The following is a 14,291-nucleotide window of genomic DNA, read 5'->3' on the forward strand; positions in this document are numbered from 1 at the left end:
ATCTACGCCTTGAGCGGGATCCAGATCTCGGTCACGCCCATGCCGGTACGCGGATCGAAGCGATCGTCATAGCGCTCCATCATGTCGGGGGTTCCGCCGTGCTGATGGCCTGATTGCGGAAGCCATTCGCCGAAGATCTGATGCACGGTAGCGGAAATGCCCGATATATGGCCGCGATGGGTGAAAACCGCATAGCGTTGCTGCGGCAGTCTTGTCGTCGTGAACCCTTCGGGCAGGCCGTCGGTGCCCGTGACCTCGGCGGCGGACATATAGCGAAAGCCTTCGCTGCCCTCGTCCGCCTGGGTGCAGACGCCATAGGCGACATTGCCGACCTGGCCCGGGATGTGGCCGAAATGCTGATTGAACTTCTGCCAGAGCGAAGGGATCGCCTGCGTGGCTTCATAGGCATAGGTTTCCACAAGGCCGGCAAGCAACATTGCGGGGCGGGTCTCGAAGCGCGGGGCATCGAGCTTGGGAAGGCGGGTGTCGTCCATTCTGATCGGCTCCTGTAGAGCGAGGTTGCGAACGTGCCCCTGTTTGCGCAGGTTTTCCGGCGTCATGCCGAATTGCTCGCGGAAGGCACGGGTGAAAGCCTCGTGCGAGCCGTAGCCGGCATCGAGGGCAACCTGGAGAATTGTGGAGGAGCTGTCGATCAGGGCGAGAGCTGCCCCGCTGAGGCGGCGGCTACGGATATAGCCGCTGATCGAATGGCCTGTCGTCATCCCGAAAACGCGCGACAGATGATAGCGCGACAGACCGGCCGTTTCGGCGATCTCGTCCAGCGAGATGTCGGATGCAAAGTGGCTTTCGATAAACCATATCGCTCTTCCGATCGCGCTCAATGCTTAACTCCCCTGGTTGCCGGGCCAGTCATAGCCGCATGGTGGCCGGGACGCTTGATCGCCATTGCGGAGTTGGGGTGCCTCCGCTCGCTGGCAACTGGGAAGATTGTCAGTCTTGATCCCGGCGATTGGGGCCATAAGCGGCAAGGAAGACGCGCACGGCACCGCGCACGACGTAGTCGATCTCCTCTTTCGAAGGAGGGACGTCCATGTCGCCGAACAGCCGTAATTTGAAGTAACCGCCGCTTGCCATCTCAAGAAACTGCCGCGCGGCCATATCGAAGTCGTCGATCTTCACCTGGCCTACCGCAGCCTTGCGTTCGAGAAAGCCGCGCAACACGGTTCGCAGGTTTTCCGGGCCGCTGAAGAAGCGTTGACAGAGCGAAGGCATGCGCGCGCGCACGCCGATGACCGTGCGCATTGCGCTGATGGTCTTGTCCGAGGTAACATGCGTCCCAAATACCATGCCAAATTCATAAAGACAGGAAGCGACATCCGCTTCGTCGGCAAGGACGGTACGCACCAACTCGACGAAATGAGCGCGCTCGCTGTCCATCATCGCGGAAAACAAGTCTTCCTTATTGGCGAAGTAGACGTAAAGCGTGCCTTTGGAGACGCCGGCCTCACGGGTAACGTCGTTCATGCTCGCCGCGTCAAACCCCATCTTCATGAAGACGCGCTTGGCGCCCTCTAGAATCTGGTGACGTTTGACCGGATCTTCGCCAGCGGCCCAACGCCCACCAGATGCAGGCGCTGTGGCGTCGAGTGCAATGGCATTTTGCGGTTCGTGTTTCATCGTCTCCTTCAATCGATCATTTTTTATGAATCTTAAACAGACTCGTCAAATAATCGAACCATGCAGTTCGATATCTCTTGATATGGAGTGAAAAAGGCTCTATGTCAATTGAACTGAACCGTTCGGTTCGATTATTTTACCCAGAATTCCGGTGGTAGGGCAATGTCGTCAAGTCATGGTAACAATGTAGCGCGCATCGTGAATGAGCCCGCTGATGCCGGAGCGGAAGCCCAGGAGGTCGGCGCATCTGCCGATGCTCCCGTTGCTGAAACGCGCGGCAATCCGGCTCCGGCCCAGGCTGCGCCCGCATCTCCGGCTCCCGCGGCCCCACCGCCGCCGGCAAAGAAGCGGCGCAGCCTGGCCATGCGGATCATCGTTGTCCTGGCCCTCGCAGCCGGCGGTTGGTACGGTTATGACTGGTGGACGACGGGCCGCTTCATGGTCTCCACCGATGATGCCTATATCGAAGGCGATATCGCGACCATCCAGCCGAAGGTTACCGGCTATGTCGCCAAGGTGAACGTCGTCGCCAACCAGCTGGTCAAGGCGGGCGATGTGCTTGCCACGCTCGATGACGGTGACTACAAGCTGGCGCTGGATCAGGCTCAGGCCTCGTACGACACCGAACAGCTTTCGCTCCACACCATCGATGCACAAATTGCCGCCGGCCAGGCCGCTCTTGCCCAGTCGCAGGCGCAGAAGGTTGCCCTGGAAGCCACTGTTCGTGGCGCCCAGATCACCCAGACGCGCGCTGCGGAACTGCAGTCCAAGTCGGTCGGCACCACGGCCGCCTTGGATAGCGCTAACATCGCGCTCGACCAAGCAAGGGCCAACCTGGTCGGTGGCGATGCCGCCATCGCTTCCTCGCAAGCCAATATCAACCTGCTGCAGGCCCAGCGGCGCCAGGCCGAAAGCACGATCAAGGGTCTCGCGGCTGCTCGTGACAAAGCTGCCCGCGACCTGTCCTTCACCGTGCTCAAGGCGCCTTATGACGGTGTCGTCGGCAATCGTTCCGTTCAGGAAGGTGACCTTGTCTCTCCCGGACAGAAGCTGATGGCGATCGTGCCGACCCGGCAGCTCTATATCGATGCCAACTTCAAGGAAACGCAGATCCAGCACCTGGTTCCCGGTTCCAAGGTCAATGTTCACGTCGACGCCTACGGCGATCATCCGATCGTCGGCACCGTCGAGTCGATCTCGCCGGCGTCCGGCTCGGTCTTCTCGCTCCTGCCGCCTGAAAATGCGACCGGTAATTTCACCAAGATCATCCAGCGTGTGCCTGTTCGCATCGCATTGCCACAGGATGCGCTCGATACCGGTCGTCTGCGCGCAGGCCTCAGCGTCGTTGTCGACGTCGATACCCGCACGGCACCGGAAAAGTAAGCGATCAAGCTCGGGAGAGACGCGCCATGTCGTCCGCCAGCACTACAGCCGGGTCGCCCCCACGCGCGGCCGGGCCCGCCGCGCCACCGGCGGTGGATCATATCGAGCCGAGAAAGCTCATCGCCTTCCTGGCGATGGTGCTCGGCATGTTCATGTCGATCCTCGACATTCAGATCGTCTCGGCCTCGCTCAGCGAAATCCAGGCCGGCCTCAGTGCCGGCTCGGACGAGATCGGCTGGGTGCAGACGGCCTATCTGATCGCCGAAGTCATCATGATTCCGCTGTCGGGAACGCTGGCGCGCATCATCTCGACGCGCTACCTGTTCGCGATCTCGGCCGCCGGCTTCACCGCGGCGAGCGCGCTCGCCGCGACCGCCACCAACATCGACCAGATGATCGTGTATCGCGCTCTTCAGGGCTTTATCGGCGGCGGCATGATCCCTTCGGTCTTTGCGGCGGCGTTCACCATCTTCCCGCCGTCGAAGCGCAATGTCGTCTCGCCGATCATCGGCCTGATCGCGACGCTGGCGCCGACCATCGGCCCGACGGTCGGCGGCTATCTCTCCAATGCCTTTTCCTGGCACTGGCTGTTCCTGGTCAATATTCCACCTGGTATCATCGTTGCCATCGTCACCTGGAACTACATCGATTTCGACAAGCCAGAACTATCGCTGTTCAAGAAATTCGACTGGTGGGGCCTGGTTTCGATGGGCGTTTTCCTGGGCGCACTGGAATATGTGCTCGAGGAAGGCAACACCAACGACTGGTTCAACGACAATTACATCGTTGCCGGTGCCATCGCGTCTGCCATCGCAGCTGTGATTTTCTTCTACCGTGCCTTTACGGTGGATTTCCCCGTGGTCGATCTGAAGGCCTTCACGAATAAGAACTTCTCCTTCGGTTCGGTGTTCTCCTTCGTGATGGGCATCGGCCTCTATGGTCTGACCTATATCTACCCGCTCTATCTTGCCCGTATTCGTGGGTACGATTCGCTGCAGATCGGCGAGACTATGTTCGTCTCGGGCCTGACCATGTTCTTCACTGCGCCGCTTGCCGGCTTCCTGTCGAGCAAGTTGGACCTGCGCATCCTGATGATCATCGGCTTCACCAGCTTCTCGGCCGGCACCTACATCATGATGCATCTGACGACGGATTGGGATTTCTGGGAACTGCTGATCCCGCAGATCCTGCGCGGTTTCGGACTGATGCTCTGCATGGTGCCGATCAACAATATCGCGCTCGGAACCATGCCGCCCGCCCGCATGCGCGGGGCTTCCGGCCTGTTCAACCTGACGCGTAACCTCGGCGGCGCCGTCGGTCTTGCGATCATCAATACGCTGCTGACGGACAGGCAGGATCAGCATTACTTCAACCTGCGCGACAATATCCATTGGGGCAACCAGGCTGCCGTCGCTCAGCTGAACAACATGGCCGCCAACTTCAGCGCGTCTGGCCTGGATGGGAAGCAGGCTGCGCTGAAACAGATGGTCAACATGGCGACGCAACAGGCAATCGTCATGTCCTTCAGCGATATCTTCCTGATGCTCACCATCCTGTTCCTGGCGATGATCCTCGGCGTCCTCATGCTCAGCAAGCCGAAGGCACCGGGAGGCGGCGGCGGCGGAGGCCATTGACCTCGCCGCGATGCCAGCATCAATGTAAGGCCCCTCGCTCCAAGGGGCCTTTTTTCGTTTCAGGAGGGCGAACGACAGGAAAATCGGGCCGTCGAAAATTTCTGATTTACGTACATCAGAAATCGCAGTAAGGATTTCAGCAGGAGGAGCTGATGAGACCGACTGTGCATGATATCGCCGCCGCTGCGGGCGTCAGCCTCGCCACCGTGGACCGCGTGCTGAACCAGCGGCCGGGCGTGCGGCTGGTGACGCGGGAGAAGGTGGAGGCGGCCATCCGCCAGATCGGCTATGTCCGCGATGTCGCCGCCGCCAATCTGGCCAAGGGGCGCGTCTATCCCTTCGTTTTCATCCTTCCGACGGGCGACAATTCCTTTATGCACGGGCTCCGCTCCGAAGTGCATCACGCGACGTTGCGCTCGAGCTTCGAGCGCACGGAAATCCGCATCGTAGAGGTACCGGCTTTCGACGTATCGGCGCTGGTTGCGGCACTCGATGCCCTTCAGGGGCAGGATATCGCCGGCGTCGCCCTGGTGGCGACGGATGCGCCGGAGGTGCGGGCTGCGGTCGATCGGCTCGTATCCAAGCGAATCCCCGTCGTCACCCTGGTCTCAGATCTCACCGATTCCACCCGGCATCATTATGCCGGCATCGACAATATCGCAGCGGGGCGGACTGCTGCCCGGCTGCTCGGCCGTTTTCTCGGCGGCCACGAGGGCGATATCACCGTTCTTGCAGGCTCGATGCTGGTGCGCGACCATCGCGAGCGCGTGGAAGGGTTCTCGGCCGTCATGGCGGCGGAGTTTCCGAGGTTGCGGCTGCTGCCCGTGCTCGAGGGGCGAGACGATCCGGAGCTTGCCAGATCGCTCGTGTCCAAGGCGCTTTCGGCAAGCAAGGACATCATCGGCGTCTACAGCCTCGGCGCCGGCAATCGAGGGCTGATCGCGGCGCTGAAGGCCGTCCGGCCCAAGCGGGAGCTGACGGTGGTCGTGCACGAGCTGACACAGCATACGCGGGCCGCGCTGATGGACGGCACGGTCGATGCCGTTCTCAACCAGGATGCCGGTCATGAAGTGCGCAGCGCCATTCGCGTCATGAAGGCGAAGGCCGATGGTCAAAGCGTCATCGCCGACCAGGAGCGCATACGTCTCGACATTTTCTTGAAGGACAATCTGCCCTGATCATTCGAAAGCGGCAGAACATAGGGAGTAGCATCTGATGTATTTGGGTCTCGATCTCGGAACGTCCGGCGTCAAAGCAATGCTGATCGACGGCAATCAGAAGATCATCGGTTCCGCCAATGGCGACCTCGATGTATCGCGTCCGCATTCCGGCTGGTCGGAGCAGGAGCCGGCGCACTGGATCCGTGCGACCGAGCAAGCGGTTGCCGGCCTGAAGGCGGCGCATCCGAAGGAGCTGGCTGCCGTGCGCGGCATCGGCCTTTCCGGTCAGATGCACGGCGCGACATTGCTCGACGCCGACGACAAGGTGCTGCGGCCCTGCATCCTCTGGAACGATACGCGCAGCTATCATGAGGCGGCGGCGCTCGATGCCAACCCGCGTTTCCGCGCGCTGACCGGCAACATCGTCTTCCCCGGCTTCACCGCGCCGAAACTTGCATGGGTCGCCAAGCATGAGCCCGACGTCTTCGCCAAAGTGCGCTGGGTGCTTTTGCCGAAAGACTATCTGCGTCTCTGGCTGACGGGCGAGCACATGTCGGAAATGTCCGATTCCGCCGGCACCTCCTGGCTCGACACCGGCAAGCGCAAATGGTCTTCCGAGCTGCTGGCCGCAACCAACCTCGATGAAAAGCAGATGCCGACACTGGTCGAGGGCACCGAAGTCGCCGGCAAGCTGCGTGGCGAACTGGCGTCGAAATGGGGCATTGGCGGCGATGTCGTCGTCGCCGGCGGGGCAGGGGATAATGCGGCCTCGGCTTGCGGCATGGGCACGGTGAGCCATGGCGCCGCCTTCGTTTCGCTCGGCACATCCGGCGTGCTCTTCGCCGCCAACGGCTCCTACCTGCCGAAGCCGGAAAGCGCCGTTCATGCCTTCTGCCATGCGCTTCCGAACACCTGGCATCAGATGGGCGTCATCCTGTCCGCGACCGATGCTTTGAACTGGCATTCGAGCGTGACAGGCAAATCCGCCGCAGACCTTACTGGCGAACTTGGCGAGACGCTGAAAGCGCCTTCCAGCGTCACTTTCCTGCCCTATCTCTCTGGTGAGCGCACGCCGCACAATGATGCGACGATCCGCGGCGCCTTTATCGGTCTCGGCCATGAAAGCGGCCGCGTCGTCTTGACCCAGGCCGTGCTCGAAGGCGTCGCCTTCGCCATCCGCGACAATCTCGAGGCGTTGCGTTCGGCCGGCACCGATATCGCGCGCGTCACCGCCATCGGCGGCGGCTCGCGGTCGCGCTACTGGCTGGCCTCGATCGCCACCGCGCTCGGCGTACCCGTCGATCTGCCGGCGGACGGCGATTTCGGAGCTGCCTTCGGTGCGGCACGTCTCGGCCTGATCGCGGCGACCGGCGCCGATCCGGTTGCGGTCTGCACCCCTCCGCAGACGGCCGGCACGATCGAACCGGTTGCTTCGCTGAGCGATGCCTATGCGGATGCCTACAAGCGCTATCGGGCGCTCTATCCGGCGATCAAGCCGTGGTCTGCGCATTGAAATACCGTGGCGTAATGCCCCTCATCCGCGCTGTCGGGCACCTTTTCCCCGTTTTGACGGGGAGAAGAGGAAAGCGGCAGCTACTGCCCGTCCCTAACGATTTTCTCGGCGAGGATACAGAGGTCATCCCCTCTCCCCGCAGGCGGGCAGAGGGTTAGGGTGAAGGGCTAAGCGACACGACACGAACAACAACATTTGAACAACCAACCCAAGGAGATAGATCATGAGCACCGGATTTTTCGGCGACATCAGCAAGGTAAAATATGAAGGCCCCGACAGCACCAATCCGCTGGCCTTCCGCCACTACAACAAGGACGAGGTTGTTGCCGGCAAGCGCATGGAAGACCATCTGCGCTTTGCCGTCGCCTATTGGCACACCTTCACCTGGCCGGGCGGCGATCCCTTCGGCGGCCAGACCTTCCTTCGCCCCTGGTTCAACGACACGATGGAAGCCGCCAAGCTGAAGGCCGATGTCGCCTTCGAATTCTTTACCCTGCTTGGCTCGCCCTATTACTGCTTCCACGATGCAGACGTGCGTCCGGAAGGCAAGAATTTCGCCGAGAACACCAAGAACCTCAATGAGATCGTCGATTACTTCGCCCAGAAGCAGGCCGATACCGGCGTCAAGCTGCTGTGGGGTACGGCTAACCTTTTCTCCAACCGCCGCTTCATGTCGGGCGCTGCCACCAATCCGGATCCGGATGTCTTCGCCTTCTCGGCTGCGACCGTGAAGACCTGCATGGACGCGACTCACAAGCTCGGCGGCGAGAACTATGTGCTCTGGGGCGGCCGCGAAGGCTATGAAACCCTGCTCAATACCGATCTGTCGCGCGAGCTGGACCAGATGGGCCGCTTCCTCAACCTCGTGGTCGAATACAAGCACAAGATCGGCTTCAAGGGCACGATCCTGATCGAGCCGAAGCCGCAGGAGCCGACCAAGCATCAGTACGATTATGACGTCGCGACGGTCTACGGCTTCCTGAAGAAGAACGGCCTCGAAAACGAAGTGAAGGTCAATATCGAGCAGGGCCATGCGATCCTCGCCGGCCATTCCTTTGAGCATGAACTGGCACTTGCCAACGCGCTCGGCATCTTCGGCTCGATCGACATGAACCGCAACGACTACCAGTCCGGCTGGGATACCGACCAGTTCCCGAACAATGTTCCGGAAATGACGCTCGCCTACTATCAGGTCCTGGCAGGCGGCGGCTTCAAGTCGGGCGGCACCAACTTCGACTCGAAGCTGCGCCGTCAGTCGCTCGATCCGGAAGACCTGCTGATCGGCCATATCGGCGGCATGGATTGCTGCGCCCGTGGTCTCAAGGCCGCCGCTAAGATGATCGAGGACAAGGCGCTCTCCAAGCCGCTCGCTGACCGATACGCCGGCTGGGATTCGGCCGAAGGCCAGAAGCTGCTTCGCGGCGAATATTCGCTCGATCAGATCGCCCAGTGGGTCGAGGCCAAGGATATCAATCCGCAGCCGAAATCCGGCAAGCAGGAACTGCTTGAGAATATCGTCAACCGCTACGTTTGATCGACGACATCCGAGAGGCGATCACTCATCGCCTCTCGGGCTACCGCCTGAATGCGCGGCTGGAAATAGCTATGGGATTTCCAGAGGGATCCTTGGCATTGGCGAACACATAGCCGTCGGCCTGATGCAGAGGTCCGAATTCAAGTCCCTCGGCAGCGCATTTGGCGCGGAAGGCTTCGACATCTTCCACGTCGAAGCCCAGTTTCACCAGCACCTGGCCCATCTTTTGAGCCTTTCCTGCGAGATGGATCATCAGATTGGCGCCACCATCCTGCGCCAGCAGCTCGACAATCCGATCGCCCTCCTGCCGGAGCGGCTTGAACCCAAAATGCCTCTCGTAAAAGCCGATCGTCGCCTCCACATCGCGGACATAAAGAGTGATCCTGCCGAGCGGCATCGCTTCGCATTCCTATCGCCTGATACGCGACGGCGCCGAGACCGAATTGCGTACCACCAGATCCGGCCGGAGCAGAATTTCCGTCTCGGCCGGCTGGCCGTCGGACAAGAGTTCGAGGAGAAGCGCCATGGCATGCTTGCCGATGGCGGTGCGCGGCTGGCGGATCGTCGTCAGCGACGGCGTCATGAACACGGCTTGCGGCACGTCGTCGAAGCCGGTCACCGAAAAATCCCCGGGAATGTCGTAACCGCGCGCCTTGAGGCCGATCATAACGCCGATCGCAGTCTGATCGTTGACGCACATGAAGGCTGTCGGCAGCGTGTCGCGCATGAAAAGCCGCTCGACGGCCAGCCGGCCGCTCTCGATGGTGCCGTCGCCTTCGAAAACGATGCGGAGATTGGCGCTGATATCAGCGGCATCCATCCCCGCCTCATAGCCCATGCGCCGCCGGCTGTAGGCGAGGCGGGTACGGGAATCGCCGATGAAGGCGATCTTCCGGTGGCCTTCGGCGATCAAGAGGTCGACGGCCTTGCGGGCTCCCGCGATGTCGTCGACGCCGACATAGGGGATGCCGCCATTGAAGACCGGCTCGAAGACGCCGACGCTCGGCGGCAGCCGTGCCGTCATCGTTTGATGTCCGAAGGGCAGGATGCCGGTGAACAGGATCAGACCCGCCGCCTGGTTGGAATTCAGGAATTTCAGATATTCCAGCCCGCGCTGGGCATCGTTCTGCGTGTGGCCGATCAGAATGCCGTAGCCGTGCGAACGCGCCTCGTTCTCCAGCCCGATGAGAATATTAGAGAAATTGGGGTCGCCGATGTCAGGTGCGACCACCAGAATCATGTTCGAGCGGCCGAGCCGAAGGCTGCGCGCCATGGCATTGGTCGTATAACCGGTGACTGCGATCGCCTGGTTGACCTTCAGCCGCGTCGAGTTGGCGACTTTCTCCGGCATATGGATTGCCCGCGAGACCGTTGCGATCGAAACATTGGCAATTCGGGCGACGTCTTCGATGGTTGCGGGCGTGGAATTCGACACTGCGCTCTGCCTTGGGTCTCGTCTCGCACCGGACACTACACAGACTTCCGTGGAGGTCAAAGGCGACCGCGAAAAATTGTGCAATATCCAAAGATGTAAACCTTTACACGTTATATGTAAAGGTTTACATAGCATGGAAAGCGGGTGGAGCCGCAAGGGAGGAAGCCATGAGTTCGGAGGCCGTCGACGGTGCAGTTGTGCTGTCCGCGAGGCGAATCTGCAAATCCTTCAGCGGCGTGCAGGTGCTGTTCAGCGTCAACTTCGATCTCCGCGCCGGCGAAATCCATGCGCTCATGGGCGAAAACGGCGCCGGCAAGTCGACGCTGGTCAAGGTTCTCTCAGGTTTCGAGCAGCCGAGCTCCGGCGAAATCCTGCTCGACGGCCAGCCGGTGAAGCTGCCGCCGAATGGCGCCGCCGAAGCGCTCGGCATCGTCATCATCCACCAGGAATTCAATCTCGCCGAACATCTGACCGTGACCGAGAGCCTGTTTCTCGGCCGCGAGGTCACGCGTTTCGGCGTGCTCGACCGCAAGCATATGCGCGCCGAGACGCGGCGCGTGCTTGATCTCCTCGGTTCGCATGTCGACGAGAATGCCCTGATCGGCACGCTTTCGATCGCCGACAAGCAGATGGTGGAGATCGCCAAGGCGATCAGCCGCGACGCGAGGATCGTCTTCATGGACGAGCCGACCGCCGTGCTGTCGCGGGAGGAAACCAATTTCCTGTTCAAGCAGGTCCGCAAGCTCCGCGACCAGGGGACGAGTTTCGTCTTCGTGTCCCATAAGCTCGACGAGGTCATGGAATTGACGGACCGGGTCACGATCTTGCGCGACGGCCAGTGGGTAAAGACATCGCCGACTTCACTGCTCGACGGTGAATCGATTGCGCAATTGATGGTTGGGCGCGAACTCTCCAGCCTCTATCCTGCCAAGAACGAGCCCGATGTCGATGAGAAGGTCGTGCTCGCCGTGAATTCCGTTTCGACGGGCTATGTCCGCGATGCGAGCTTCGAGCTGCGCAAGGGCGAGATACTCGGCTTTTCCGGTATGATCGGATCCGGGCGTACCGAATTGATGGAGGCGATCGTCGGTCTGCGCTCGCGTGCCGCCGGTGAAGTCATCGCCAATGGGCACCCCGTGCCGCCGCATGATGTGCATGCCGCGATCGACGCCGGTCTTGCCTATATGACCAAGGACCGCAAATCCAAGGGCCTGCTTCTGAACTCAGGCATGACGGCGAACCTTACCCTGCAATCTCTCGATCGGCACGGCAAGTTCGGCTATCTCAGCGCCACGAGCGAGGCGAACGCCTTGGCGCGGGCGCGCCGTCGCTTCGATATCCGTGTCCGCGATGGAAATATCGTCGCCGGCCGCATGTCAGGCGGCAATCAACAGAAGCTGCTGCTGGCAAAGGTCATGGAGACCGAGCCGCAGATCATCATCATCGACGAGCCGACCCGCGGCATCGACGTCGGCACGAAGCAGCAGATCTATCATTTCATTTCGGCGCTGGCGCGCGACGGCCATTCGATCATCGTGGTTTCGTCGGAGATGCCTGAGGTCATCGGGCTGTGCACCAGGGTTGCCGTGATGCGAGAGGGCCGGATCGTCGGCGTGCTCGAGGGCGAAGAGATCTCCGAGCAGGAAATCATGCGGTATGCGGCGGGCCTGAAGAAAAAGACGGCCGCCTGAACGGGCGGCGAAGGCATGGGTGAATTCCCAGCAATAATGGGACGGGAGGTTGGTTTTGGATATGAGCGTGGGCGAGGATAGCGGCGAGAAGACAGGCAGACGGGGCCGATCCTGGCGGGATGTCGATCTGCGGGCAGTCGCACCGTTTGCGGCGCTGGTGCTGCTTCTGATCGTGGGCGCATTGGTCAATCCGAATTTCATCGGCATGACCAATCTTACCAATGTCGCGACGAGATGCGCCTTTATTGCGATCATCGCGGTGGGGGCAACCTTCGTCATTTCGGCCGGCGATCTCGATTTGTCCGTTGGTGCGATGGTCGCCTTCGTCGCGAGCCTGATGATCCTCTTTATGAACTCGGGCGTCATCGCCGATCCCAGCCTGATGTTGGCGGCCGCGGTATTGTTCTCGATCATCGCCGGTGTCCTGTGCGGCCTGGCCAATGGCCTGATCACGACCATGGGCAAGATCGAACCTTTCATCGCGACCCTGGGCACAATGGGCGTCTACCGCGGCTTGACGACCTGGCTGTCGCAGGGCGGCGCGATCACCTTGCGCCCGGCGAATCTGCAGGCGCTCTACAAGCCCGCCTATTACGGCTCCGTTCTCGGTGTGCCGGTGCCGATCGTGGTCATCCTTGTCGTCACCTGCGTCGCGGCCTTCATTCTTTATCGCACCCGTTACGGGCGGCATGTCATCGCCGTCGGCTCCAGCCGCGACGTTGCGCGTTATTCCGGCGTGGCGGTCAATCGCGTCCGCACCGTCGCCTTCGTTATCCAGGGTCTGTGTGTGGCGATTGCCGTGCTTCTCTACGTGCCACGGCTTGGCTCCACCTCGGCAACGACGGGTATCCTCTGGGAGTTGCAGGCGATCACCGCCGTCGTCGTGGGCGGCACGGCGCTGAAGGGCGGTGCGGGCAGGGTGTGGGGTACGATCTGCGGCGCCTTCATCCTCGAGCTGGTCGGCAATATCATGCTGCTTTCCAATTTCATCAGCGAGTATCTGCTGAGTGCCATCCAGGGCGCGATCATCATCATCGCCATGCTGGTTCAGCGCTCGCTTGCTCGCAAATCATGAATAACCGGGTCAAGGGGCGCCCGGTCATCAGGACAAGGCCCTGTTTCTATCTGGGAGGATAAATCATGCGTAAAAGACTAATTGGTCTGGCCGTCGTGCTCGCCGCTCTGGCCGGCACGGTGCATGCCGAGGACAAGAAGGTGACGATCGGCGTTTCCATTCCGGCGGCGGATCATGGCTGGACCTCGGGCGTCGTCTTTCATGCCGAGCGTGTCGCCAAGCTGCTGATGGCGGAGCATCCGGGGCTCACCGTCATCGTCAAGACCTCGCCGGATGCGGCAAGCCAGGCGAATGCCGTGCAGGACCTTGAGACCCAGGGCATCGATGCGCTCGTGATCCTGCCTTCGGACCCTGATCCTCTCGTCAACGCCATCAAGGAAGTGAAGGACAAGGGCAAGTTCGTGACGCTTGTCGACCGTGCGCCGAGCAACAACGACAATTCCGTCCGCGACCTCTATGTCGCCGGCAACAATCCGGCGCTCGGCCAGACCGCCGGCGAATATATCAAGAAGAATACGCCGGACGCTCAGGTCGTCGTCATCCGCGGTCTGCCGATCCCGATCGATCAGCAGCGCCAGGACGGTTTCGACAAGGGTATTGCCGGCTCGAACGTCAAGGTTCTCGACCGCCAATACGGCAACTGGAATCGAGACGACGCCTTCAAGGTCATGCAGGATTATCTGACGAAGTTCCCGAAGATCGACGTGGTCTGGTGCCAGGATGACGACATGGCCGTCGGCGTGCTGCAGGCGATCGATCAGGCCAAGCGCACCGACATCAAGTATGTCATCGCCGGCGCCGGCTCGAAGGACATGGTCAAGAAGGTCATGGACGGCGACAAGCTGATCCCGGTCGACGTGCTTTACCCACCGGCAATGGTCGGGACGGCCATGGAGCTGACCGCCGCCAACTTCTACAATCAGGTTCCGGTTCGCGGCAATTACATCCTGGATGCGACCCTGGTCACCAAGGACAATGCCAAGGATTTCTACTTCGCCGATTCACCCTTCTGATCGGTTGATTTGAACGGATGCGCCCGCCGGTTCCGGCGGGCGTTTTCTATGCAGCTGCCGCTTCGTTTCGCACTGGGCGGCGATTTTTGCGGCACGTACCTCTTGCCGTCGGCGGCGGGCCGTGATTAGGTCACGAGGCATTCGACTTTCAGCCAAACGACCCTATGTTTTTTGAGGTAACGGTGTCAAAACCACCTCGAATAGAGGTTCGAAAG

12 protein-coding genes are annotated in these 14,291 nt (G+C 60.9%); 8 read left to right on the plus strand and 4 right to left on the minus strand.

Annotated features, from left to right (window positions below):
- Positions 1 to 2 precede the first annotated feature (2 nt).
- A complete protein-coding gene (locus FHT29_RS00840) occupies positions 3 to 842 on the minus strand; it encodes a GyrI-like domain-containing protein (protein ID WP_168599004.1) in 840 nt (279 codons plus the stop codon).
- A 109-nt stretch (positions 843 to 951) separates the two neighbouring features.
- Positions 952 to 1,638 carry a TetR/AcrR family transcriptional regulator gene (locus tag FHT29_RS00845; RefSeq protein WP_047555439.1) on the minus strand — a complete coding sequence of 229 codons (687 nt, stop codon included), beginning with the start codon at positions 1,636 to 1,638 and terminating at the stop codon, positions 952 to 954.
- 162 nt (positions 1,639 to 1,800) lie between these two features.
- On the opposite strand from FHT29_RS00845, the gene FHT29_RS00850 reads away from it, so the two are divergent.
- The 5 genes from FHT29_RS00850 (at position 1,801) to xylA (ending at position 8,862) form a co-directional block, all read left to right on the plus strand.
- Positions 1,801 to 3,021, plus strand: coding sequence for an HlyD family secretion protein (locus tag FHT29_RS00850; protein ID WP_168599005.1), 1,221 nt, complete (start codon positions 1,801 to 1,803; stop codon positions 3,019 to 3,021).
- Between the two features lie 26 nt (positions 3,022 to 3,047).
- On the plus strand, positions 3,048 to 4,655 hold the full coding sequence (locus tag FHT29_RS00855) for a DHA2 family efflux MFS transporter permease subunit (RefSeq protein ID WP_037196300.1): 1,608 nt from the start codon (positions 3,048 to 3,050) through the stop codon (positions 4,653 to 4,655).
- A gap of 152 nt (positions 4,656 to 4,807) precedes the next feature.
- On the plus strand, positions 4,808 to 5,833 hold the full coding sequence (locus FHT29_RS00860; protein WP_037196301.1) for a LacI family DNA-binding transcriptional regulator: 1,026 nt from the start codon (positions 4,808 to 4,810) through the stop codon (positions 5,831 to 5,833).
- A 37-nt stretch (positions 5,834 to 5,870) separates the two neighbouring features.
- Entirely contained in the window at positions 5,871 to 7,328 is a 1,458-nt protein-coding gene (xylB, locus tag FHT29_RS00865) for a xylulokinase (RefSeq protein WP_168599006.1), read from the plus strand.
- 223 nt (positions 7,329 to 7,551) lie between these two features.
- The gene (gene xylA / locus FHT29_RS00870) at positions 7,552 to 8,862 is read left to right on the plus strand and encodes a xylose isomerase (RefSeq protein ID WP_047555288.1); all 1,311 of its coding nucleotides are present in this window, start codon (positions 7,552 to 7,554) and stop codon (positions 8,860 to 8,862) included.
- A 40-nt stretch (positions 8,863 to 8,902) separates the two neighbouring features.
- Here the strand turns inward: xylA and FHT29_RS00875 are convergent, their stop codons facing one another.
- Positions 8,903 to 9,259 (minus strand): VOC family protein, encoded by a 357-nt coding sequence (locus tag FHT29_RS00875; RefSeq protein WP_047555289.1) that lies wholly within the window; start codon positions 9,257 to 9,259, stop codon positions 8,903 to 8,905.
- 12 nt (positions 9,260 to 9,271) lie between these two features.
- Entirely contained in the window at positions 9,272 to 10,297 is a 1,026-nt protein-coding gene (locus FHT29_RS00880; RefSeq protein WP_047555290.1) for a LacI family DNA-binding transcriptional regulator, read from the minus strand.
- Positions 10,298 to 10,464: 167 nt separating this feature from the next.
- On the opposite strand from FHT29_RS00880, the gene FHT29_RS00885 reads away from it, so the two are divergent.
- The 3 genes from FHT29_RS00885 (at position 10,465) to FHT29_RS00895 (ending at position 14,076) form a co-directional block, all read left to right on the plus strand.
- Positions 10,465 to 11,988, plus strand: a complete 1,524-nt coding sequence (locus tag FHT29_RS00885; protein ID WP_047555291.1) for a sugar ABC transporter ATP-binding protein — start codon at positions 10,465 to 10,467, stop codon at positions 11,986 to 11,988.
- 61 nt (positions 11,989 to 12,049) lie between these two features.
- Positions 12,050 to 13,063, plus strand: a complete 1,014-nt coding sequence (locus FHT29_RS00890; protein ID WP_037196579.1) for an ABC transporter permease — start codon at positions 12,050 to 12,052, stop codon at positions 13,061 to 13,063.
- A 65-nt stretch (positions 13,064 to 13,128) separates the two neighbouring features.
- Positions 13,129 to 14,076 carry a substrate-binding domain-containing protein gene (locus FHT29_RS00895; protein WP_037196308.1) on the plus strand — a complete coding sequence of 316 codons (948 nt, stop codon included), beginning with the start codon at positions 13,129 to 13,131 and terminating at the stop codon, positions 14,074 to 14,076.
- Positions 14,077 to 14,291 lie beyond the last annotated feature (215 nt).

Source organism: Rhizobium sp. SG741 (assembly GCF_012275435.1).
Classification (GTDB): domain Bacteria; phylum Pseudomonadota; class Alphaproteobacteria; order Rhizobiales; family Rhizobiaceae; genus Rhizobium; species Rhizobium lusitanum.